Below are 20,148 nucleotides of genomic sequence, written 5' to 3' on the forward strand. Positions count from 1 at the left end.
TTAGCATAGCAAGCCGGGGCTCCCTCGCACTATCAGGGGATCTTACGGTTCTTCTCCAAAATTAAAAAAACAGCGCTTTCAAGCGCCGATCTTTAAAATGAACAAGTTTCGTAAGGGATGAGTATTGAGAGAAAAGCTTACATCGATCTATACTCATTTCTATGACTAGCACGGGAAAGGAGCATTCGAATGAGATGGACGGCACGCGCCCGGGGCATGGCCCGAAACCAGATGTCTCTCTTCTACACCTTGTTCGGCAGCTTTATTGCGGTCATTTTGCTGCTTGTGTCCATTAATTCGATTGCCTACGGATTCTTTAGAGACAACATTAAGAAGGAGATTATCCTGAACAGCAGCCTGAACCTCCAAGCTTCCGCGGCGAACTACGAGAAGCATATCAAGCTGATCCGCAGCTACATGCTCGGCTACCTGTTCGATAACAATACGCAGATTCTGAAGCGCGGGGATCCGATGCGCCGCTACGACGTGGTCATCGACGTGCAAAAGGGTTTGCAGCACGACCTAAACAACTCCCTGCTCTATCTGGATAACATCATCTATTATTTCAAGGACGACGACTTCGTCATCGAACGCGACGGCACCCGCAATGCGGAGACGATGTTCTCCAAGTTCTATAACCATCCGAGCTACACGGCCGACTTCTGGAATAAGGAGATGGACGGCTCGGAGAGCTTCCGGGTGTACCCCGCGGGCCCGTTCCGCTTCGTCTCGCCGTTCGAGCAGAAGGCGCTGGGGACGTTCATCCCCATTCTCGTCAAGAACGCGTACGACCATCGGTTTGCTTTTATCGTCCTGTTGAACGCGAACCGGGCTTTCGAGGCTTTTCACCAGTTCAAACCCGACAGCAGCTTCTTCATCGTGAACGCGCAGCGGCAGGTCCTCTTCTCTTCGGCAGCCGGGACGGCTCCTCCGCCCGAGATCGCGGGGCTTACGGGAGAAGGCTACGTTCGGGCTGACGAGCAATATTACTTCTACCGCACGAGCGCGGACACCGGCTTCACCTACTTCGAGGTGGTGTCGAACAAAGGCCTCGCGGAGCAGTTGCATCGCTTGAATCTCGCCATGGGAGCCCTGATCGCCCTGTCGATCCTGTTCGGCTTGATCGTCTCCTACTGGTTCTCCAAGCGATTCCATAATCCGCTCGCGAACTTAATCCGGTCGGTCCAGTCGCGGAGCGCGGTCGGGGTTCCCGCCGGGGAAGGCAGCCGCATCAAGGAATTCAATCTGCTGCAGAGCACGTTAAGCCACCTCTCCCGCTCCAACCAGGAGTACCATCAGGATTTGCTCGCCAAGAACAATCTGCTGCAGCAGTTCGCTTACATGACGAGACTCAAGAAAATCCAAGGAGACGGGGGGACCCTCGCGACTTCGATCGATGACAACGGGCCCTATCGGCTGGTCCTGTCGCAGATCGAGTTCAAGGACCGCTTCGCCAAGGAGATCGCCAATGCCCCTCAGCGCGCCTTCAATATGTACAGGGAGCTCATTAATGCCCACTTCTCCAGCCGGTACGACAATTCGTTCACCTTCCAGCTGGAGAAGGATCAGATTCTGTCTATTTTGTTCGTGAAGAACGAGAACGAGGATAGGCAGGAGGACGATCTGGACGAGCTCGTGCGGATGCTGGGCAAGGATATCCCGTACTGCAACTTCACGCTAGCGATCAGCCCGGTCCGCCACCATTCGGCCGACTTCGCGGAGACGTACCAGAACGTGCTCGACCTGATCAAGCAGCGCAGGCTCGGCGAGGACGTGCAGGTGATCGGCGAATGGATTCCCCGGCCGTCGCTCATGATCCCTTCCCCTTCGGAGGAGCAGGAGCTGACGGCCAACCTGCAAGCCGGCGGCGACGACATCACGATCCCGCTCGTCGACCGGCTGCTCGACCAGTTGAACAAGGCGGGGGCTCTCGCCTACCAGTTCCAGGACTTCGCCGCCGACGTCGTCAACCGGACGATCAAAATCATGTACGCCCAGAATGTCTCCATAGGCTCCGTAGCCGACGGAGGCTCTCCTTACGATCAGTTGAAATCGTGCCACACCCTGGAGCAGTACAAGGCGTTCTTCCATAAGTTCCTGGCGAGATCGGCGGCAGCCATTCAAGCGAAGAAGTCCGAGACCGACATCATCACGAAATTCGTCATGGAGTACGTGGAAGCGCACTACGGCGAGGACCTGTCGCTCGACGTCATCGCGGGCAAGCTCGGCATTACCGGCCCTTATCTGTCTACCTATTACAAGGAGAAGACGGGGACGAACTTCAGCGACTATATTTTCTCCGTGCGGATGAACAAGGCGACGGAGATGCTCCGCGAGACGGACCTGAAGATCCAGGAGATCGCTTCTCTTGTCGGCTACTACACCGTGGCGTCGTTTAATCGGGTGTTCAAGAGGTACGCGGGCATCACGCCGAGCGAGTACCGCAGGCAGCACAACCAGTGGAGAGAGTGAGGAGGCTTGGGAAAATGAGATCGACGATTCCTCTTGCGAAGAGCTATGTTCGGTTGGATGGGGAGCGTTTTACGCCGGATTGGGGGTGCGAGGTGAAGCTGTCGGGCGCCGCCTGGCAGGATTCGCGCCTGACGGCGGCGGTAGAGGCGTTGTTTACGGGAAGGGAGCTTCGGATTCGGACGGAGGCCCCGTCCGACGCTTGGAGCTACACGATTCGATGGGGCGACGGAACGGCTGAAACGGATGCGGCGGAGGTCCCTTCCTCCTCCCTCCCTACTTTCTGCCCGCTCTCCTCCCCCGCGCTCCCCGCTCAGGGGTATTGCCTGACGGCACGGGGGACATCCGTCTGGATCCGCGCGAACGACGCGGCCGGCTTGTTCTACGGCCTGCAGACGCTTCGGCAGTTGCTTGACGGGCTGGATTCCGGCGATTCGATGGAAGCCGCGAGCCTCGCGGATTGGCCGGACGTTCCGCTTCGCTGCATGAATTACGACCTTCGGCAGACGTTCTCGAAGCCGGAGCTGCTCATCGACTATGTGGAGAAGATGGCGTCGTTTAAGGCGAACGCTCTGCTCATCGAATACGAGGACAAATTCCCGTTCGAGCGGGAGCCGCAGCGCGCCTTCCGGCATCCTCGGCATGCGCTGACCGAGGATGAGCTGGAACGGCTGCTTGAGGCGGCGGAGCGCAGCTTCATGGAAGTGATTCCGCTCCAACAGTCGTTCGGCCACCTCGAATACATTCTCGGTCGCGAGGAGTACAAGCATCTCCGCGAATCGAAGGAATCGACCGGCGAGCTGTGCCCCAGCCGTCCGGAAGCTTTCGCTCTGGTCACGGGCCTGCTGGAGGAGATGGCGGCGCGGCACCCGCGCTCGCGTTATCTGCACCTCGGCTGCGACGAGGTATACAGCCTGTGCGAGTGCGCGGTTTGCCGGGAGAAGTTCGGCGGATCCCGGAACCTGGCTTTTCTGGACTTCGTGAACCGTCTGGTCGAATTCACGTGCGGGTTGGGCAAGCGGCCGATCATCTGGCAGGATATTCTCGCCGATTGCTCGGACGAGGAGCTCGCGCTGCTCGACCCGCGCGTCGCCGTCATGATCTGGCATTACAACGGCAAGAACATCGCGCGCCTCGTCTCTCCTCTCGCCGCCCGGCTGCAGGAGCTCGGCATCGAGGTGATGGGGGCTCCGTCCGTGCGCTGCTTCGACCGGATGGACGACCAGAACTATCCGCTCGTCCGCGAGCGCTTGGCGAACATCGATCAATGGACGGAAGCCGCCGCCGACCTGCGGCTGGCCGGTCTCGCCGGCACCAACTGGACGGCCGTCTTCAGCCTCGGCGTTCCGTACGGCGTGTTCGAAACGACGTGGTATACGATGGCCTACTTCGCGGACGCGAGCTGGGGCGGGGGGCGGGGCGGAGTAGAAGGGATGAAAGGCGAAGGGGCTAGCAGCGGCAGGGCGAACCTTGGCGGAATGTGCGGCAACGGGCCGACGAAGGCCATTCCCTTTATTGATCTGTTCCTTCATGTCTTCCATGGCATCTCCCCGGATACGACGCAGGCGCTGCTCGGGAACCATGATGACGAGGATTACTACTCGTCCATGCCGATCCTTCTGGAGGCGGTCCGGCGCAATGCCGATACCGCGAGGCTGATCGCCGCGCTGATCGACTTCGAGAAGGCGGCGGACCGTTCTCGGACGATCCATAAATACGTCTATCGCCATCGGCTCTATCCGGACAGCGAGCCGGAATGGCGGTCTCTCTCGAACAACTATCGGATTACGAGAGAGGGCCTTCGCCGCTCCCGGGAGCGAATCTCGGAAGCATTAAGGGCGTTTCAGCCCGATGACATGGCCGAGCATTACGTTCTTTCCCGGTTCTACCTCCACGACTACCTGGAGGAGAACTTGTACCGGACGATTGGATTGAGCGAAGGTTAGTCGCAAATCAAAGGCTGTCCGGTCCGGGACAGCCTTTGATTTGTTCTCTGCTCATTGTTTATTTCGCGCTCCGTTAGTCGATTTTTTCGACTATCTCGCCCGTCCACGCCCGGCTTCGCGCTCCGTTAGTCGATTTTTTCGACTATCTCGCCCGTCCACGCCCGGCTTCGCGCTCCGTTAGTCGATTTTTTCGACTATCTCGCCCGTCCATACCCGGCTTCGCGCTCCGTTAGTCGATTTTTTCGACTATCTCGCCCATCCACGCCCGACTTCGCGCTCCGTTAGTCGATTTTTTCGACTATCTCGCCCGTCCATACCCGGCTTCGCGCTCCGTTAGTCGATTTTTTCGACTATCTTGCCCGTCCATGCCCGGCTTCGCACTTCGTTAGTCGATTTTTTCGACTATCTCGCCCACACATGATTGTTTCGCGGTCTTTGCCACTCAAACTGTTGCCATTAAAGTTGGCTTTACAGCATCTTCTCGTACTTGGCATACTTCTTCCACACCTCGTACCCCAGCTTCCCGTAGAAGTCGACGAAAGGGGTGGTGTCGATAACGATCCGCCCGACTCCGCGTTCGCGAAGGAAGTGGATCGCCGCTTGGACGATGGAGATTCCGTAGCGGTGCCCGCGCTCCGCCTCGTCGATGCCGAGCGGACCGATGCCTCCCAGTTCTTCGTCGAACAGCGGGGCCCAGTAGACGTTCTGCGCAAGCAAAGGAGAACTCGCGTCGTTAATCCGGCAGAAGCCGACGATCGCGCCGTCCCGCTCCAGCACGACGTATTCCCGCCCGGTGCCGCCCTGTTCCCAATAATCCCGGTGCTGCAGATCCCACGTACCGGGGAAACAACGGCTCATGAAGTCGGTCAGCGCCTCGCGATCCCCCGGAGCCGCAATTCTTGCAATCGCCTCCCCCGTATCGGGCAGCCCGACCCGTTCCCCGCCTGCGTATGCCTTGATCATGTCGTACGCGTCCTCCCGGTAGAGGTAGCCGCGGCGCTCGAACCATCCCTTCGTTCCTGCGAGCTCGTCAGGGATGCCGGGAAACAAGCGGCGATGAAGGTCGTTGCCCAGTTGGATTCGCCGAACGCCCGCCGCGGCCAGTGCCTCCTCCGCTCGGCGAAGCAAATCTCCCCCCACGCCCCGCCCGCGCCATTCGGACTTTACCAGCAAGGCATGAATCCACCCGATGTCCCGTCCGAGCCCGAAGCGTTCGTCGTCTTCCGCCGTTTTTTTGACAATGACGAAACCGATCGTTTCGCCTTTGCCCGTGTCTCGCGCAATCCAGCAGCCGGATCGCAGAAGCCGTCCGTCCTTCGCGATATTCTGCTGAGCCAGACGCGATCGCAGCGGAAACGACGCTTCAAGCTCCTTGTTCCATAGCGCTACTATCTCTCTCAAGTGGTCATCCGATAACGTTTCGTAGTCGATCATGTCGCTCCTCCTGCTTGTCCTCTCTTCTCTAAAGCCAACTTACCGGAGGTCGGGGGCGGAGCCAATAAGCCGATCTTACGATCCTTATCCGATCATAAGGTCAGACTTCGAATCTTAATATATGCCTAGCTGACGGGAGCAAAGTAGTAACGGATTGGCGGACATGTGCGGAGAATAGACATAACTCCATCGTTATGGCACGTTGATTGGTAAAATGACGCAGCGTATAAAAGGTCGCGAACTAGGAAAATCCCCCATCGGGCGATGGGAGATTGCGGTTGGGTACGGTGCTGCCTGACTCGCTCGGGTTGCTCATCGCGCCTTATGCCGCTTCGAGCGTGCCGCAGTCAATTCGACAAAATAACCTGACATGCGGGCGACTTCTTTGCCGCTTGAGTGCCGGTTACCCGTTCAGGCCTGCCCAAGCTTGGAGCCATTCGTAAGCCCGGGCCCCGTTGACCTCGTGTCCGCCTTCGAAGACTTCCAGCTCCGGCAACGTCGCCATCCCGCCTAACGCCTCCGTATACAGATCCCGAAGCCGTGAATGAGCCGCGCGGACCGACTCGATCGGGAACAGCGGATCTGTTGTTCCCGATGAGAGCAACAGCGGCCTCGGCGCGATCAGGCCGAGCAGGTCGGGCAGTTCGCCCGCTTCCAGCAGGCCCGGGACGTAATTATCCAGGCAGTGGGCCGACGCCAGCACGCTGTCGCGGAACAGGTTCGCGTAGCCGCACAACGCGGTCGCGCCGATGCGTCCGTCGAGCGCAGCCGCGAAGCCGGCAACCAGTCCGCCGCCGGAGTAACCCATGGCGCCGATCCTGGCGGCGTCGCAGTCCGGCCTGGCGGCCATGTAGTCGACGGCGCGCAGCGTCTCGGCGATCCGCACGCCGGCGAGCGTCCGGCCGTGCATCAGGAGATGGACCGCGAGCCGATAGCAGCTGTACGTCTCGGGACCTGCTTCGGCGTCCTCGAGGAGCCGGCGGTCGCCGAAGCCGAGCAGCTCCGGCACGGCGACAGCGAAGCCGCGGAGCGCGAGCTCCGACGCGAACCTTCCGTGCCGGCCCGCGTTCTCGCCGAGCTCCGAGCCGTCCGGCGCGAGACCGATCGCTTCGCGGCTGCCGGAGCCGTGCCCGTGGCAGGCGATCGCGATCGGATGCGGGCCGGTCCGACCGGTCGGGACAAGCACGTAGACCGGCATCCGCAACCCTTCCGCCGTCGTTAGCTCGATCCGCTCCCGGACGTAGCCGGCGCATTCGGTTCTCTCCAGAAGACGCGGGTTCATGGGAGGCGGCGGGGAATCGGCCAGAGATCCGGCCGGCGCGCCGACGAACGGACCGAAGGACGGAACGCTCTCCGTTCCCGTTCCCGCGTCGAGCGCGAGCGCCCCCGCCAGCCGCCGCCTTATCCGCGCCTGACGCGCCTGCGCGCTCTCGCCCATCGCCTCCAGTTCCCTTCTCTCTCTCGTCTCCTCATATAACCTGGCTAAGAAGTCGTCCGGATGCCACATTTCCGTCTCCGCTCCTTAACCCGCGACATACTTGTCGATCTGGGCCTGAAGCTCCTGGAGCAGCGTATCGAAGCCCGCCTGCTTGCGCTTGACGAGCAGCTCCTCGTACGCCTTGTCGACATCCTTGACGAATCCTAGCGTCAGCGGCGACTGGTATTGGGAGGCGACATCCGACAGCGCCGCCTGCTGCGTCTTGATCTTCTCCAGGTCCGGCTGGAAGTCGTTGAGCGGAGTGCCATACACGCGGTCGCGCTGCGACTTCATCACGTCGTCGAAGTTCGGCAGGCCGTCCTGCGAGGTAAGGTAGTAGCGCTCGTCGCGCCAGCCCCACGGGCACGTGCCGTCCGGCGGATAGTTCGGGCTGTCGGCGAGAAGGATCAGCTTGTTGTCCGCCGAGACGTCCCAATGCTTGCCCTGGATGCCGTACGTCGTCGTCTGGTTGTACCAAGCGTCGTTCTTGAACAGGTCGAGCAGCATGAGCGCGCGCTCCGCGTTCTTCGACTTCGCGTTGATCGCCATGCCGTTGGCCATGTACGAGTTCGCGACGACCTTGTTCGACGTGTTAATCGGGTAGAAGCGGACATCCCACTCCGGATGCGCGGTCTTAACCGTCTGATAGGCCGCGTTGGCATCCAGCAGGTTCGTCAGGAAAGCGGAGCTCTTGCCGTTGACGAACGAGTCCTTGGACGACACCTTGTTGACGAGCGAGTTCTTCGAGATGTAGCCCTTCTGGTTCCAGCTCTGCATTCTCTTATACAGCTCGAGGGCGGCCGGGTCGGACTGCGTCGCGTCTACGATCTGGTTCGTCGCGAGGTCCACGCTGACGCCGACCGTGCCCATCTCGTAGCGTTCTCGCAGGTCCTGAAGCTGCATGTGCGGAATGATCCAGTTGTCGTAGGAGGTCGCTTCCCATGGGACGAGATCCTTGTCATTCTCGGACACGGCCTTCAGGTACCCTTCGAAGTCGTCGAGGGAGTCTATCGAGGAGATGCCGTATTTGTCCATCAGGTCGCCTCTGACGACATAGCCGTACACGGAGATCTCTCTGTAATTCATCGGCAGCGCGTACAGCTTGCCGTCCACCGTTCCGGCATCCAGCACCTCCTGCCCGGAGCTCTCCAAGGTAAGAGGAGCATACGTCTTCATCATCTCCGGGGTTAGCTCCATGAAGGCGCCCTTTCTCGCGTAATCCGCGAATTGCCCCCATGTCGCCGTAACGATCAGGTCGAAGTCCTCTCCCGCCGCGAACTTAAGCGAATAGGTCTTCTGCCAGTCGGCGAACGGAATGAATTCGACGTCGACGGTCGCGTTGATGTCCTGCTGGAGCTTCTTGTTGATTTCGTCATACACGAGCTTGGCGTCCGGCGCCCCGTCGCTGATCAGCACCATTTTGAGCGTTACCGGCTTGGACGTATCCGGCTTCGCCGCCTCCCCCGAAGCGGCCGCTTCCGCCTTCGACCCGGTAGGAGCAGCCTGCGGCGCTTCCCCCTCGGTGGTGCCCTTGGAGCCGGCGCACCCGGCGAGCAGAGCCGCAAGCCAAACAAGCAGCAGCAGCGTCAATCCTGTTTTTTTGGCAGCCATTCGATGATCCTCCCTTATGATATGAGCATGATTGGAAAAAGCCGCGGATGCAAGGCCGATCAGCCTTTGACGGACCCGACGGTCACCCCGCTGACGATAAAACGTTGCAGGAACGGATAGACGAAGAACACGGGAGCGATGACGATCACGGTCATCGCGAGCTTGAACGTCTCCTTGGGAATGTCGGGAATCGGCATGCCGGTTTTGCCCGCCAGGTTGTTCAGCATCTCCGTCTTGTTCATCAGATTGTACAAGTAGTATTGCAGAGGGACGAGGTTCGGATCGCGGATGAACAGCATCGCGTTCGACCAATCGTTCCAATAGCCAAGTCCGATGAACAAGGCGATCGTCGCCAGCCCCGGTTTGGCGATCGGCAGCATAAGCGTCAGGAAGATCCGCAACTCGCCCGCCCCGTCGATTTTGCCGGACTCGATAATGGCCTCCGGAATGGACGCGAAGAAGCTTTTCATCACGAGGATATAGAACACGTTCATCAGAAGCGGCACGATCAGCGCCAGCACGTTGTCCTTCATATGATAATAGTTGACCATCAACAGATACCAAGGGACCAGGCCCCCGCTGAAGACGGAAGTGAAGTAGATGTAGAACGAGAAATAATTGCGGTACTTGAAGTCCTTGCGGCTGATGACGTACGAAGTCAACGCCGTCAGGAAGGCGCCCAGAGAGGTTCCGGCGACGAGCACCAGCAGGGACACGCCGAAAGCGCGCAGGATGTCGCCCGGCGCCTTGAAGACCATCCGATAGCCGTCGAGACTCAGCTTCTGCGGAAGAAGCCGAAAGCCGTTCCTCACGAGCTGCTCCTCCGAGGAGAGGGAACCGCTGACGACCAGCAGCAGCGGAACGAGGCACAGGACGCACAACAGGCCGACGAACGTATAGCCGAGAGCGTTAAGCAGCAGTCGGTCCTTGGTGTTGGATATCATAAGGGCCTCCTAGAAAAGCGAATAATCGGGCTGAACCTTGCGTACGACGGCGTTCGTGACCAGGATGATGACGAAGCAGACGACCGATTGGTACAAGCCGGTGGCGGCCGACATGCCGATGTCCTGGGAGCCGAGCAGCGAACGGAAGACGAAGGTGTCGATGACGTCCGTCGCGTCGTACAGCAAGCCGTTCGTGCCGACAAGCTGGTAGAACAGATCGAAGTTGCCGCGGAAAATATTGCCGACCGAGAGCAGCACCATGATGACGGTCGTCGGGACGATCAGCGGAAGAGTGATCCGGCGAATGCGCTGGAACACGTTCGCCCCGTCGATGGCGGCGGCTTCGTACAGGCTGCGGTCGATGCCGATGATCGCCGCGAGGTAGACGAGCGAATTGTACCCGACGTACTTCCAGTTGTTGAAGAAGAGGAGGATGTACTTCCACCAGCCCGGAGACGAATAGAAGTCCTGGGGCGGCAGCCCCATCGCCTTCAGCAGCACGTTCAGGTATCCGTAGTCGTAGTTGAACAAGTTGTAGACGATCGCGCCGACGACGACCCAGGAGAGGAAGAACGGGAACAGCAGCGTCGATTGCACCGCTTTCCTTACGAACTTTCCCCCCATCTCCGCGATGACGATCGCGACGGCCAGCTGGAGAACGAGCCCGCTGACAATAAACGCGGCGTTGTACAGCACCGTATTCGACGTGACCAGGAGCGCCTTGCCCGAGCGGAAGAAGAACTCGAAGTTGTCGAGTCCCGCCCAAGGACTTCCGAAGATTCCTTTGTCGAAGCGATAGCTTTTGAACGCCAGCACGGTGCCCGCCATTGGCAAATAGCAGAGCAGGAAGAAGTAAACGACGGACGGAACCATCATCAGGAACAGCATTCTGTGCTTGCGGAACTCCTTGATCATGAGCTCCCTCCGCTCTTATCGCGCATGTCTGGCATCATCCTTTGCTTACGGGAATGTGGTGGTTCGGCCTAGGTTGCCCCTATTATATAAAACGCTTACAATTCCGAGATAGGGGGAGAAAATACGAATCGGATAGACAAAATTATAGACTTGACCGGAAGAAACGGACGGACGTTGCCAACTTTCGCGGATGCGTTATACTACAGGTTATAAGGGGGAGAGAAGAGTGCTGAAGATGCTGATCGTGGACGACGAGCGCACGACGCGCCATACGCTGGTGAACCATATTCCGTGGCGGGAGCTCGGAATCGGGGAGGTCGAGCAGGCGGACGACGGAATCCGCGCGCTGGAGCTTGCGAAGCGGCAGTCACCGGACATCGTGATGACCGACATCCGCATGCCTCGCTTGGACGGTCTGTCTTTCGCCCGCGAACTGAGAACTTGTCTGCCGAGAAGCAAGGTCATAATTTTAAGCGCTTACTCGGAGGTCGATTATTTGAAGTCGGCCATCAAGCTGAACGTCGTCGATTACGTGGAGAAGCCGATCGACCTGGACGAGGTGAAGCGCGTGATCGCTTCGGCAGCAGTTGCATGCGCGGAAGAGGAGCGGCGCCGCCGCAAGGAGACCGAGGCGGTGCGCCGGGAGCTCGCCGCCCGGCTATGCGAGCCGTGTTCGGACTTCGCGCCCCTTCGCGCCGCGCTTGAAGAGTGTGCGCCGGACTTGCTGCGCTGCGGCCGCTTCCTGACGATCTCGGCCGCTTGGGACGGCCGATCCGCCGAGGGTTCTCCCACGCTTTCCCATGCCGCTCTCGAGCGGGAGCTCGAGTCCGTCTTGTTCGGAGCCGGCTTCCCCGCCCTTCTTGCTTCCCGCTCTCCCTATCAATCTGTCATTCATCTGGCCATACCCGATTCCGCAACCGCTTCCAATGTGCTGAAGTCGGCGCTAGAGGCTTGGAACGCCCCTTCGGAAGCCGCTCGGCCGGCAATGTTCCTGGCTGCCGGTTCAGTCGAGGAATCGCCCGAGAACCTGTACCGGTCGCACGGCGGAGCGATGCAGGCGGCGGATCGGCTGTATCGAATCGGCTTCGGCGGCCGGGCCGTCTTCGGGGACGAAGCTCCTCCGGCTCCTTTCGCGATCGACGCCTTGCCGCTCGAAGACTTCGCCTCGAAGCTCCGGGAGAGCGATCCGGAGGGTGCCGCCCTCTATCTGAAGGAGCTGGAAGCGCGCATGCGTTCCGCTTCGGGCGTCTCCTCCTCCAAGTTGCGCCGCCTGTACCATTCCCTGCTGCTCGCCGCGGCCGAGAAGCTCGGCCATCCGAACGGGGAGGATGAGGCAAGCTCGCTGTGGGACCGCCTTCAGGCGTTGCCGACGCTGGCGGAGACGTCCTCCTTCGCTCTCCGGTATGTATTCGGCTTATTCGCAAGCCAGAGCGGCCATAAGCCCGAAGGAGGAACGGTCGTCGGCAAAGCGAAGAGGTTCATCGAGCAGCGGGCGTGCGATCCGAACCTGTCGATCAGCGCGCTGGCGGATCACCTCTACCTGACCCCCTCCTATGTTTGCCTTATTTTTAAACAGGAGACCGGCGTCACGATCAATCAGTACCTGACCTCCATCCGGATTGCGAAGGCGAAGGCGCTTATCGCGGACCCGTCCATCAAGCTGCACCGAGTGTCCGGAATGGTCGGCTACACCGACGGCAAATACTTCGCCCGGCTGTTCAAGAAGGAATGCGGATTGACGCCGTCGGACTTCCGAAGGGCGATCAACCCGTGAGAGGGTCGCCGTTCCGCCCGGTTTATCGCGCCATCAGCCGCCTTAGCCTGCAGCGCAAGGTGTTTTTCTCTTACGTTGTCCTTATTCTCGTTCCGATGGCGATTCTAACCTGGTTCTCCTACCAACGAAGCGCGGAGATCGTTCGCCGCCAGACGATGCAGTCGGCCGAGCAGGTATTCGACGAAGCGGTACGTCAGCTGAACACCTTGACGGACAAGGCGATCGGCGCTCTCAACACCGTCTCCCTGGATGGCCAGATCAACGCCATTCTCGCGACCGACGCGGACCGCTACGAGATTCCTACGCAAATGACGGACTATAACAAGATAACGCCTTTCCTGCAAAATATCGAGAAGTCCCAAGGAGTTTACCGGGTACGTCTGTATATCGACGACAGATTCGTCTACTCGAACGACGGGGCGCGTCTCTCCCCTTTGTCCGAGCTGGATAACGAAGCCTGGCATGGCCGAATGGCGGCTTCCGGCCAATCCGCGTATTGGTTCGTCCCCCGCCGGGAAGCCGGCTCCGTTCCGGTCGTCTCCGTCGCGCGCACGATCTGGAACCTCCTGGACTTCACCGACCCGGTCGGCGTGGCCCGGGTCGATATCCCGCTCTCCGATCTAGAGCGAATCGTGAAGGAAGCGCAGCTTACCGCCTCCAGCTATGCTTTTCTTCGCGACGAAGGATCGGGCGAGTCCGTCGCCGCATCCCTCTCGGGTATCGAGGACTTGGAGGCGGCGAACGAGCGGTCCGACCGGGAGTTGCTGACCCGCACCGCCGCCATTCCCGGAACCGCTTGGTCGCTCGTCTCCCGCGTCTCGCTTCAAGAAGCGCTTCGCCCGCTGACGGACCTGCGCAACCGGATGATCGCCATGATGCTCGTCATTACGGCGATCTCCTATGTCGTGGCCTATTTCTATTCGAAGCTGAGCACGGTCCGAATCAAGCGATTGTCTTCCCGCATGCGCCTCGTTCAGAACGGCGAACTTCCGGCCGTCATGTCCGTAAGCGGCAAGGACGAGATCGGGGAGCTGACGGAGAGCTTCAATTTTATGGTCCGGCGAATGGACGGACTCGTGCAGGAGAAGTTCCGCATGGGCAAGGAGCTTAAGAACGCCGAGCTGAGAACGCTTCAGGCGCAGATCAACCCTCACCTGCTGTACAACTCGCTCGACACGATCAATTGCCTGGCCATCGAGCATCAGGTTCCGGACATCTCGCGCATGGTCTTGTCGCTGACCCGATTCTACAAGCTGGGCCTCTCCAAAGGCAAAGAGCTCGTGCCCCTTCGGGCCGAGCTTCAGCATATCCGCGCGTACGTCGGCATTATGAACATGCGATACGACGAGGCGATCGGGTTGACCTTCGAGGTGCCTCCCGAGCTCGAGGACTGCCTCGTGCTCCGCACGATCCTGCAGCCTATCGTCGAGAACTCGGTGCTCCACGGCATCATGGAGACCGAGCGCAAGCGCGGCTCCATCGCGATAACCGCGGAGAGAGAGGATGCCCACACCCTTGTCCTGCAGATCGCGGACGACGGGAAAGGAATTCCTCCGTCCAAACTCGCGGGGCTTCTGGATCGGCCCTCCTCGGAGGATCCCGAAGGCGGGGGCTTCGGCCTGATCAACGTGAACGACCGGATTCAACTGACCTTCGGGGAGGAGTTCGGCCTATCCGTTCATTCCGAAGGAGAAGGCGGCACCTCCGTCCGGCTGCGATTGCCGATCGTGGAGGCGGCTTAAGCTTGGCGCTTCCTCTCCGTCGCGTAATAAACCAAAGCCAACGCCGGCAAAGCGATGCCGATCGCCAAAGCCGCCTTCCAGCCGCCCGCCGCGTACGCCCATCCGCCGAGCGCGGAACCAAGGGCGCCCCCGGCGAAGAAAATCGCCATGAACAAGCCGTTCAGACGGCTGCGCACCTCGTCTCCCAGAGAGAAAATCGCTCTCTGGCTAAGAACCAGGTTCGCCGATACTCCCATGTCGAGCACGACGGCCGCGACGACGAGAAGAATAAGCGCGAACGTCGAGCCTCCTTGATCGAGCAGAGGGGCGGCGATCGAGAGAAGAACGAGAGCAAGCGCGATACCGGTCGCGGGACGAATCCAGCCCCGGTCCGCGAGGCGGCCGGCAACGGGCGCGGCTAATGCGCCGGATACCCCGACCAAAGCGAACAGAGCGACTTCCTGCTGGGAGAAACGGAACGTCGGACCGGTCAAGTAAAGGGGAACCGTCGTCCAGAACAAGCTGAACGTTCCGAATACGGAAGCGTGGTAGAGGGCTCTGCGCCGCAGGATCGGCGTTGTCTTCAGAAGCTGCATCATCGAACCGATCAGCGCCGAATAACGGACGGCGGCCGTCGGCTTCCGGGACGGAAGCGCCCGGGCCAGCACCAGCGCCAAGACGAGAATCGCCGCCGCGGACAAGTAGTAAACGGCTCTCCAGCCCATGTATTCCGCGACCATGCTCGATACGGGACGAGCCAGCATGATCCCGAGAAGCAGTCCGCTCATGACGTTGCCGACGTTGCGGCCGCGCGTCGCTTCCGGCGACAGATGCGCCGCGTAAGGGACAAGAACCTGGGCGGCGACGGAGCTCACCCCGATCAGCATGGAAACGCCAAGGAACAAGGCGGACTGGTGAACGACACCGCCGATCGCCAGAACGATAGCCGCGAGAACCAGCAGGGTAACGACCAGCTTGCGGTTCTCCAAGATATCCCCCAGAGGAACGAGGAACAACAGCCCCAGGCCGTAGCCGATCTGCGACAGCGTGACGATGAGGCCCGCCGCTCCGGAGGACAGCCCGAGATCCTCGCTGATCGGTCCTATCAAAGGCTGGGCGTAATAAAGATTGGCGGCGATCAGGCCGCAGGCGGCGGCAAGGATGAAGATGATTCCCGGCGAGAAGGTTTTCTCGGCGGCTTGATGATTTTCGATTGCGCTCATGTTTAAGCTCCTTTGCTTTACGGTCAAGCCGTTTACTGGAATGATCGTTCCGATAATTTCAAAAAAATAGGCCGCCCCGGCTATAGCATGGCAAGCACGGCCTCGATCATTTCGTCGTAAATTTGCCGGTCCGGCTTCATCTTGGAGACGACGTTGATTCCGTGATTCAGGTTAAGCAGCAGGATCGCCATCGTCTTGACGTCTTTGTCCGGGGAGATCTCTCCCGTCTGCTGCCCTCTCTTAATGGCATCGGCGAAGCACTCTTCCAACCCGTCGAAGCTGTCTTTGATCGCGGCCCGCACCCGCTCGTCCGGCGAATCCATGCCGACGGTCGCGTTCGTGATCAGGCAGCTATTAGGCAGAGCTTCATCCAAAGCGTCGGCGATATGCCGATCGAAGTATTGGCGGATGCCGTCCTTCGCGGACGCCGCGTTCTTCACGAAGCTTCTCTTGATTAAGCCTCTTCTCTTATACAGCTCGATCGCTTCCAAGTAGAGCGATTCCTTATCCGCGAAGGTCTCGTACAAGCTGGATCGGCTGAGGCCCATGGCTTGCAGCAAATCGGGAATGCTGGCCGCTTCGAAGCCCTTCTCCCAGAACACCAGCATCGCCTTGTGGAGCACCTGCTCCCTGTCGAATTCCTTGTTGCGTCCGATGGCGGGTTCCCCCTTTCGTAAACCTAGTATAGCTTTTCGGGAACGAGTAGTCCAGTATTTTTAAGAATACTTTAGCTAAAAGCACCCCGTCAGCAGGCGCCCCCGCTTTAAATCGATTCCGTTCCTTATTTAGTCACTATTTCAAAGGTCCGCCCTACAACGCGCCGTAGGTCGTTTTTGCGCAGAAAAAAAAGCCCCATGGAAACGGCATGCCGCATCGCTAGGGCTTTACGGGTGGCTGATTTACGCGAAAAAATTATCTTATGTAACCTATGAACGAAGAGTATTATTTCCGTTTATGCTTTGTGTTTCTAGGGGGTAAGATGTCCCCGTACTTTTCACTTAAGTAATTTGCTCGTTCACTAATTTCTTCATTTGCAAATCCAACATACTTCTTGGCCATCTCTCCATTGTATTGGATAATTTTTTTATTCTTGAAATCATATTCAACTACACTATCCGTTTCAACGGCAACCCTTTGATGCTCCCTAACTGCTTTCGTAAATTCATCCGCTTCCTTTGCTTTTAGATCAGATAGCTTACGAATTGCTACTGAAGGAGCGAGTTTTATTAGATCCCAAGTAACGGCATCCCCGACATAATCCCAAAGATCTTTGGCCTGCGTATAAATAAAACGAGAAATATTATGTACATACTCTAAAACAACGGGGTCTCCTAGGAATTCAAATATGTAGGAACCACGACTTACTCGTACCAACTGTAAATCATAAGGAGAGTCTAAATAATCCTGAATTATTCTATACATAACTGCAGTCTGGGTAATTACAATTCCGACTTGTTCCGCAGTCAGACTAGAAGATGAATAGCGAATGGTAAACTTTTGTAGCTCCTTCTCGCTGTATTCGAAATTATCCACTGGATCATTCCCTCTCAATTTTTTTATCCATTCCTTATTTTAGGAGGGAGGGCTAGTTGATGCAAAGAAATATTAATGGCATTATGACTCGCAAGCGCGAAACCCGCTCTCTCGATGCTGCTGTAGTCGCCTCTGTTACCCACAGAATGAGATATCACATTGTAACAGCGATTCTTTTTTCATGTTTACTTATGCCAACTCGAGTTCGGTAGAAAATAAAGCGCCGATTTCCTAGTTAGGATCGTCGGCGCTGCTTCGTTGCGTTTTCCGCTATGCAAATAAACAGAGCCTACTTCAATTGCTCGTTCTTGTTTTTTGTTTGCTTAATCTCTTCAACGCGATCCCGGCCAGCAAAGCCATGCCGATCGGGATGCATTCCTCGTGAAGCTTGAACTTCGGATGGTGCAGGCCGTACGCATGCTCCGCATCCTCCTGCGGACCGGAGCCGAGCCAGAAGAAGCAGCCCGGCCGTTCCTCGAGATAAAGCGAGAAGTCCTCTCCCGCCAGCGTCGGATCGGCGACGCCGCGGTTCTCCGCGCCGATAATTCCGTCGATCGCCGCTTCGACGAACCTTGCGTTCTCCTCATGGTTGACCAACACGGGAACCTGATGGATATAACGGAGCTCCGCAGCGCAGCGATGGGCGGCGGCGATCCCTTGCACGATGCGCGCGAGCGCGGAGGGCAATATCTTCTGCACGCCCGGATCGAACGTTCGGATCGTTCCGCTGAGCCGGCATGTCTGCGGGATGACGTTGTTCGCCTCGCCCGCGTGGATGGAGCCGATCGTGACGACGACCGGGGAAAAGGGCGACACCTCGCGGCTGACGAGACTCTGAAGCGACTGAATGAGCGCGGCCGCGCAAACGATCGGGTCGATTCCCTGGTTCGGGATCGCTCCGTGCGCTCCACGGCCCTCGAGATCGATCTCGATCCGGTCGACGGAGCCCATCATCGCCCCGCTTCGCGTCGCGACCCGGCCGGCCGCGAGCGTAGGAAGGTTGTGGAGCCCGTAGATCTCGGCGACTCCCTCCAGCGCTCCCGCTTCCATCATCGCCCGCGCTCCGGCATTGATCTCTTCGGCCGGCTGGAACAGCAGCCGGACCGAACCTCCGAAGCCGCGAGGAGTTTGAGCGAGCAGCTCCGCCGCGCCGAGCAGGATGGCCGTATGCGCGTCATGCCCGCAGGCATGCATGAGGCCGGGCCGCTCCGACGCGAAGGCGACGTCCGCCTCTTCCTGAATGGGGAGCGCGTCCATGTCGGCGCGCAGCGCGATCGTCGGCCCCGGCCGATCGCCGAAGATCTCGGCGACGATTCCATGTCCGCCGACTTCGGCGCGATAAGCGATTCCGAGCCGTTCCAGGTGCCGCGAGACGGCGCGCGCCGTCTCGCTCTCCTGCAGGCTTAGCTCCGGACGACGGTGCAGCTCCCGGCGGAACTCGATCCACTTGCCCGCTTTCTCGTGGGCTCTCACGAGCAGTCGGCTCAAGTTGTTACTGTCGCTTACGTCGTTCCAATGGCTTTGATCGCTCATGACGGATCCCCCTTTCCGTATAGCTCCTTCATGATTTTGCGTCCGGTCGGGGTCTGGGCCAGCCCGCCCTTCGCCGTCTCGCGATGCTTCTCCGGCATCGCGCTGCCGACCTCGAGCATGACGCCGATCACCTCGTCGGACGGGATCGCGCTGCGGACGCCGGCCAGCGCCATGTCCGCCGCCGCGAGAGCCGTCACCGCGCCGAAGCCGTTGCGCACGATGCACGGAATCTCGACGAGCCCCGCGACCGGGTCGCAGATGAGGCCGAGCGAGTTCTTCAGCGCCAGTCCCACGGCATGCATCGCCTGCTCGGGGGTGCCTCCGCGCATCTCGACGAGCGCTCCCGCCGCCATCCCGATCGCGGAGCCGACCTCGGCCTGGCAGCCGCCTTCCGCTCCGGAGACGAAGGAGTTGTTGGCGATCACGTAGCCGATCGCCCCGGCGGCGAACAGGCCTCGCACCAGGACACCGTCGTCCCAGCCGAACCGCTCTTGGGAGCTGACGAACACGCCGGGGATGATCCCGCAGGAGCCCGCCGTCGGCGTGGCGATGATGCGCCCCATCGCGGCGTTGACTTCGGAGACGGCGAGCGCATAGGCCATGGCGGTCGCCGCCTCGCCTCCGAGCGACGGGTCGCGGGCCGCCTTATAATCATGGACGCGCTTCGCGTCTCCGCCGGTCAGCCCGCTGCGGGATCTCGGATTGTCATATATGCCCTTGCGGACGGCTTCTTTCATGACCTTATAATAGCTCGCCATCCGCGATTCGATCTCTTCGGGCGATAGCCCGCTCTCCCGGGCTTGCTCGGCCATCATGATTCGGGCGATCGGCGCCCCTTCTTCCTCGCAAAGCTGCCTCAATTGAGCCAAGCTGGAAAATCTCATTCGGTTCCTTCCTTCTCCGAGAGATCGATTAGCCTAACCTTGCGGACGCCAGCGATCTCGCCGAGCCTCCGCAGCTCCTCGCTTCCCGGAAGCTGATCGCACTCGATGACCGTAAGCGCGGCGCCGTTCCGCGATTCGCGATCGACCTGCATGTGGCTGATGTTGACTTGCGAGCTTAGCAGGATGCCGGACATCTCCGCGATCATGCCCGCTCTGTCTTCGTGGAAGACAAGAAGCGTCGGCTGATTCGCCCCGAACCTCGCGTCGAAGCGATCGATGCCGACGATCTCGACGTTGCCGCCGCCGATCGAGCAGCCCTTCACCCGAATTCGGTCGGCGGAGCCGCCGAGCGACAGGGACACCGTATTCGGGTGAACCTCGGGCTTCTTCTCGGCGCGGAATTTCACCTGCATGCCGGCTGAAGCCGCATGACTTAGAGCGTCTGGGATCCGCTCGTCATCCGTCCCGTAATCCAGCAGTCCCGAGACGAGCGCCACGTCGGTGCCGTGCCCCCGGTACGTCTCCGCGAACGAGCCGTACAGGGAGATCTCCGCTTCGAGCGGCTGCTCGCCCAACGCTTGCCGCGCCGCGCGGCCGATCCGGACGGCTCCCGCCGTATGGGAGCTGGAAGGCCCGATCATGCTCGGGCCGATAATGGAGAACACGTCCTTGAACCTCATCGGC

At 59.5% G+C, this 20,148-nt stretch carries 15 protein-coding genes; 4 read left to right on the top strand and 11 right to left on the bottom strand.

Going from position 1 to position 20,148, the window contains the following annotated elements:
• The first annotated feature begins 189 nt into the window (after nt 1–189).
• Both H7B67_RS12895 and H7B67_RS12900 read left to right on the top strand, forming a co-directional pair.
• A complete protein-coding gene (locus tag H7B67_RS12895) occupies nt 190–2,472 on the top strand; it encodes a helix-turn-helix domain-containing protein (protein ID WP_185120226.1) in 2,283 nt (760 codons plus the stop codon).
• A 14-nt stretch (nt 2,473–2,486) separates the two neighbouring features.
• Nucleotides 2,487–4,415 carry a family 20 glycosylhydrolase gene (locus tag H7B67_RS12900; RefSeq protein ID WP_185120227.1) on the top strand — a complete coding sequence of 643 codons (1,929 nt, stop codon included), beginning with the start codon at nt 2,487–2,489 and terminating at the stop codon, nt 4,413–4,415.
• A gap of 468 nt (nt 4,416–4,883) precedes the next feature.
• On the opposite strand, the gene H7B67_RS12905 is transcribed toward H7B67_RS12900, so the two are convergent.
• The 5 genes from H7B67_RS12905 to H7B67_RS12925 all read right to left on the bottom strand — a co-directional run bounded on the left by H7B67_RS12905 (nt 4,884) and on the right by H7B67_RS12925 (nt 10,796).
• Nucleotides 4,884–5,849, bottom strand: coding sequence for a GNAT family N-acetyltransferase (locus H7B67_RS12905; RefSeq protein WP_185120228.1), 966 nt, complete (start codon nt 5,847–5,849; stop codon nt 4,884–4,886).
• A 403-nt stretch (nt 5,850–6,252) separates the two neighbouring features.
• Nucleotides 6,253–7,356, bottom strand: a complete 1,104-nt coding sequence (locus H7B67_RS12910; protein WP_185120229.1) for an alpha/beta hydrolase family protein — start codon at nt 7,354–7,356, stop codon at nt 6,253–6,255.
• 15 nt (nt 7,357–7,371) lie between these two features.
• Nucleotides 7,372–8,937: an extracellular solute-binding protein gene (locus H7B67_RS12915; protein WP_185120230.1), complete on the bottom strand. Its 1,566-nt coding sequence runs from the start codon at nt 8,935–8,937 to the stop codon at nt 7,372–7,374.
• 59 nt (nt 8,938–8,996) lie between these two features.
• Nucleotides 8,997–9,881: a carbohydrate ABC transporter permease gene (locus tag H7B67_RS12920; protein ID WP_185120231.1), complete on the bottom strand. Its 885-nt coding sequence runs from the start codon at nt 9,879–9,881 to the stop codon at nt 8,997–8,999.
• Between the two features lie 9 nt (nt 9,882–9,890).
• The gene (locus H7B67_RS12925) at nt 9,891–10,796 is read right to left on the bottom strand and encodes an ABC transporter permease (protein ID WP_185120232.1); all 906 of its coding nucleotides are present in this window, start codon (nt 10,794–10,796) and stop codon (nt 9,891–9,893) included.
• 235 nt (nt 10,797–11,031) lie between these two features.
• On the opposite strand from H7B67_RS12925, the gene H7B67_RS12930 reads away from it, so the two are divergent.
• Entirely contained in the window at nt 11,032–12,570 is a 1,539-nt protein-coding gene (locus H7B67_RS12930) for a response regulator transcription factor (protein WP_245363869.1), read from the top strand.
• A complete protein-coding gene (locus H7B67_RS12935; RefSeq protein WP_185120234.1) occupies nt 12,525–14,312 on the top strand; it encodes a cache domain-containing sensor histidine kinase in 1,788 nt (595 codons plus the stop codon). Before H7B67_RS12930 ends, H7B67_RS12935 begins: the two co-directional genes overlap by 46 nt.
• Here H7B67_RS12935 and H7B67_RS12940 read toward each other — a convergent pair.
• From H7B67_RS12940 to sdaAB, 6 genes are all read right to left on the bottom strand, one after another.
• A complete protein-coding gene (locus H7B67_RS12940) occupies nt 14,309–15,514 on the bottom strand; it encodes an MFS transporter (protein ID WP_185120235.1) in 1,206 nt (401 codons plus the stop codon). The genes H7B67_RS12935 and H7B67_RS12940 overlap by 4 nt on opposite strands.
• Nucleotides 15,515–15,594: 80 nt before the next feature.
• On the bottom strand, nt 15,595–16,122 hold the full coding sequence (locus H7B67_RS12945; protein ID WP_221468754.1) for a TetR/AcrR family transcriptional regulator: 528 nt from the start codon (nt 16,120–16,122) through the stop codon (nt 15,595–15,597).
• A 334-nt stretch (nt 16,123–16,456) separates the two neighbouring features.
• On the bottom strand, nt 16,457–17,047 hold the full coding sequence (locus tag H7B67_RS12950) for a hypothetical protein (RefSeq protein WP_185120236.1): 591 nt from the start codon (nt 17,045–17,047) through the stop codon (nt 16,457–16,459).
• 294 nt (nt 17,048–17,341) lie between these two features.
• Nucleotides 17,342–18,580 (bottom strand): M20 metallopeptidase family protein, encoded by a 1,239-nt coding sequence (locus H7B67_RS12955; RefSeq protein WP_185120237.1) that lies wholly within the window; start codon nt 18,578–18,580, stop codon nt 17,342–17,344.
• The gene (gene sdaAA, locus H7B67_RS12960) at nt 18,577–19,464 is read right to left on the bottom strand and encodes an L-serine ammonia-lyase, iron-sulfur-dependent, subunit alpha (protein ID WP_185120238.1); all 888 of its coding nucleotides are present in this window, start codon (nt 19,462–19,464) and stop codon (nt 18,577–18,579) included. Before sdaAA ends, H7B67_RS12955 begins: the two co-directional genes overlap by 4 nt.
• A complete protein-coding gene (gene sdaAB, locus H7B67_RS12965; RefSeq protein WP_185120239.1) occupies nt 19,461–20,144 on the bottom strand; it encodes an L-serine ammonia-lyase, iron-sulfur-dependent subunit beta in 684 nt (227 codons plus the stop codon). Before sdaAB ends, sdaAA begins: the two co-directional genes overlap by 4 nt.
• Nucleotides 20,145–20,148 lie beyond the last annotated feature (4 nt).

The sequence above is a fragment of the Cohnella thailandensis genome (assembly GCF_014212135.1).
Classification (GTDB): domain Bacteria; phylum Bacillota; class Bacilli; order Paenibacillales; family Paenibacillaceae; genus Cohnella; species Cohnella thailandensis.

Coding starts and splice junctions, on each gene's coding strand:
- H7B67_RS12895 (WP_185120226.1), top strand. CDS start 190: ATGAGATGGACGGCACGCGCCCGGGGCATGGCCCGAAACCAGATGTCT.
- H7B67_RS12900 (WP_185120227.1), top strand. CDS start 2,487: ATGAGATCGACGATTCCTCTTGCGAAGAGCTATGTTCGGTTGGATGGG.
- H7B67_RS12905 (WP_185120228.1), bottom strand. CDS start 5,849: ATGATCGACTACGAAACGTTATCGGATGACCACTTGAGAGAGATAGTA.
- H7B67_RS12910 (WP_185120229.1), bottom strand. CDS start 7,356: ATGTGGCATCCGGACGACTTCTTAGCCAGGTTATATGAGGAGACGAGA.
- H7B67_RS12915 (WP_185120230.1), bottom strand. CDS start 8,937: ATGGCTGCCAAAAAAACAGGATTGACGCTGCTGCTGCTTGTTTGGCTT.
- H7B67_RS12920 (WP_185120231.1), bottom strand. CDS start 9,881: ATGATATCCAACACCAAGGACCGACTGCTGCTTAACGCTCTCGGCTAT.
- H7B67_RS12925 (WP_185120232.1), bottom strand. CDS start 10,796: ATGATCAAGGAGTTCCGCAAGCACAGAATGCTGTTCCTGATGATGGTT.
- H7B67_RS12930 (WP_245363869.1), top strand. CDS start 11,032: ATGCTGATCGTGGACGACGAGCGCACGACGCGCCATACGCTGGTGAAC.
- H7B67_RS12935 (WP_185120234.1), top strand. CDS start 12,525: ATGCGGATTGACGCCGTCGGACTTCCGAAGGGCGATCAACCCGTGAGA.
- H7B67_RS12940 (WP_185120235.1), bottom strand. CDS start 15,514: ATGAGCGCAATCGAAAATCATCAAGCCGCCGAGAAAACCTTCTCGCCG.
- H7B67_RS12945 (WP_221468754.1), bottom strand. CDS start 16,122: ATGCTGGTGTTCTGGGAGAAGGGCTTCGAAGCGGCCAGCATTCCCGAT.
- H7B67_RS12955 (WP_185120237.1), bottom strand. CDS start 18,580: ATGAGCGATCAAAGCCATTGGAACGACGTAAGCGACAGTAACAACTTG.
- sdaAA (WP_185120238.1), bottom strand. CDS start 19,464: ATGAGATTTTCCAGCTTGGCTCAATTGAGGCAGCTTTGCGAGGAAGAA.
- sdaAB (WP_185120239.1), bottom strand. CDS start 20,144: ATGAGGTTCAAGGACGTGTTCTCCATTATCGGCCCGAGCATGATCGGG.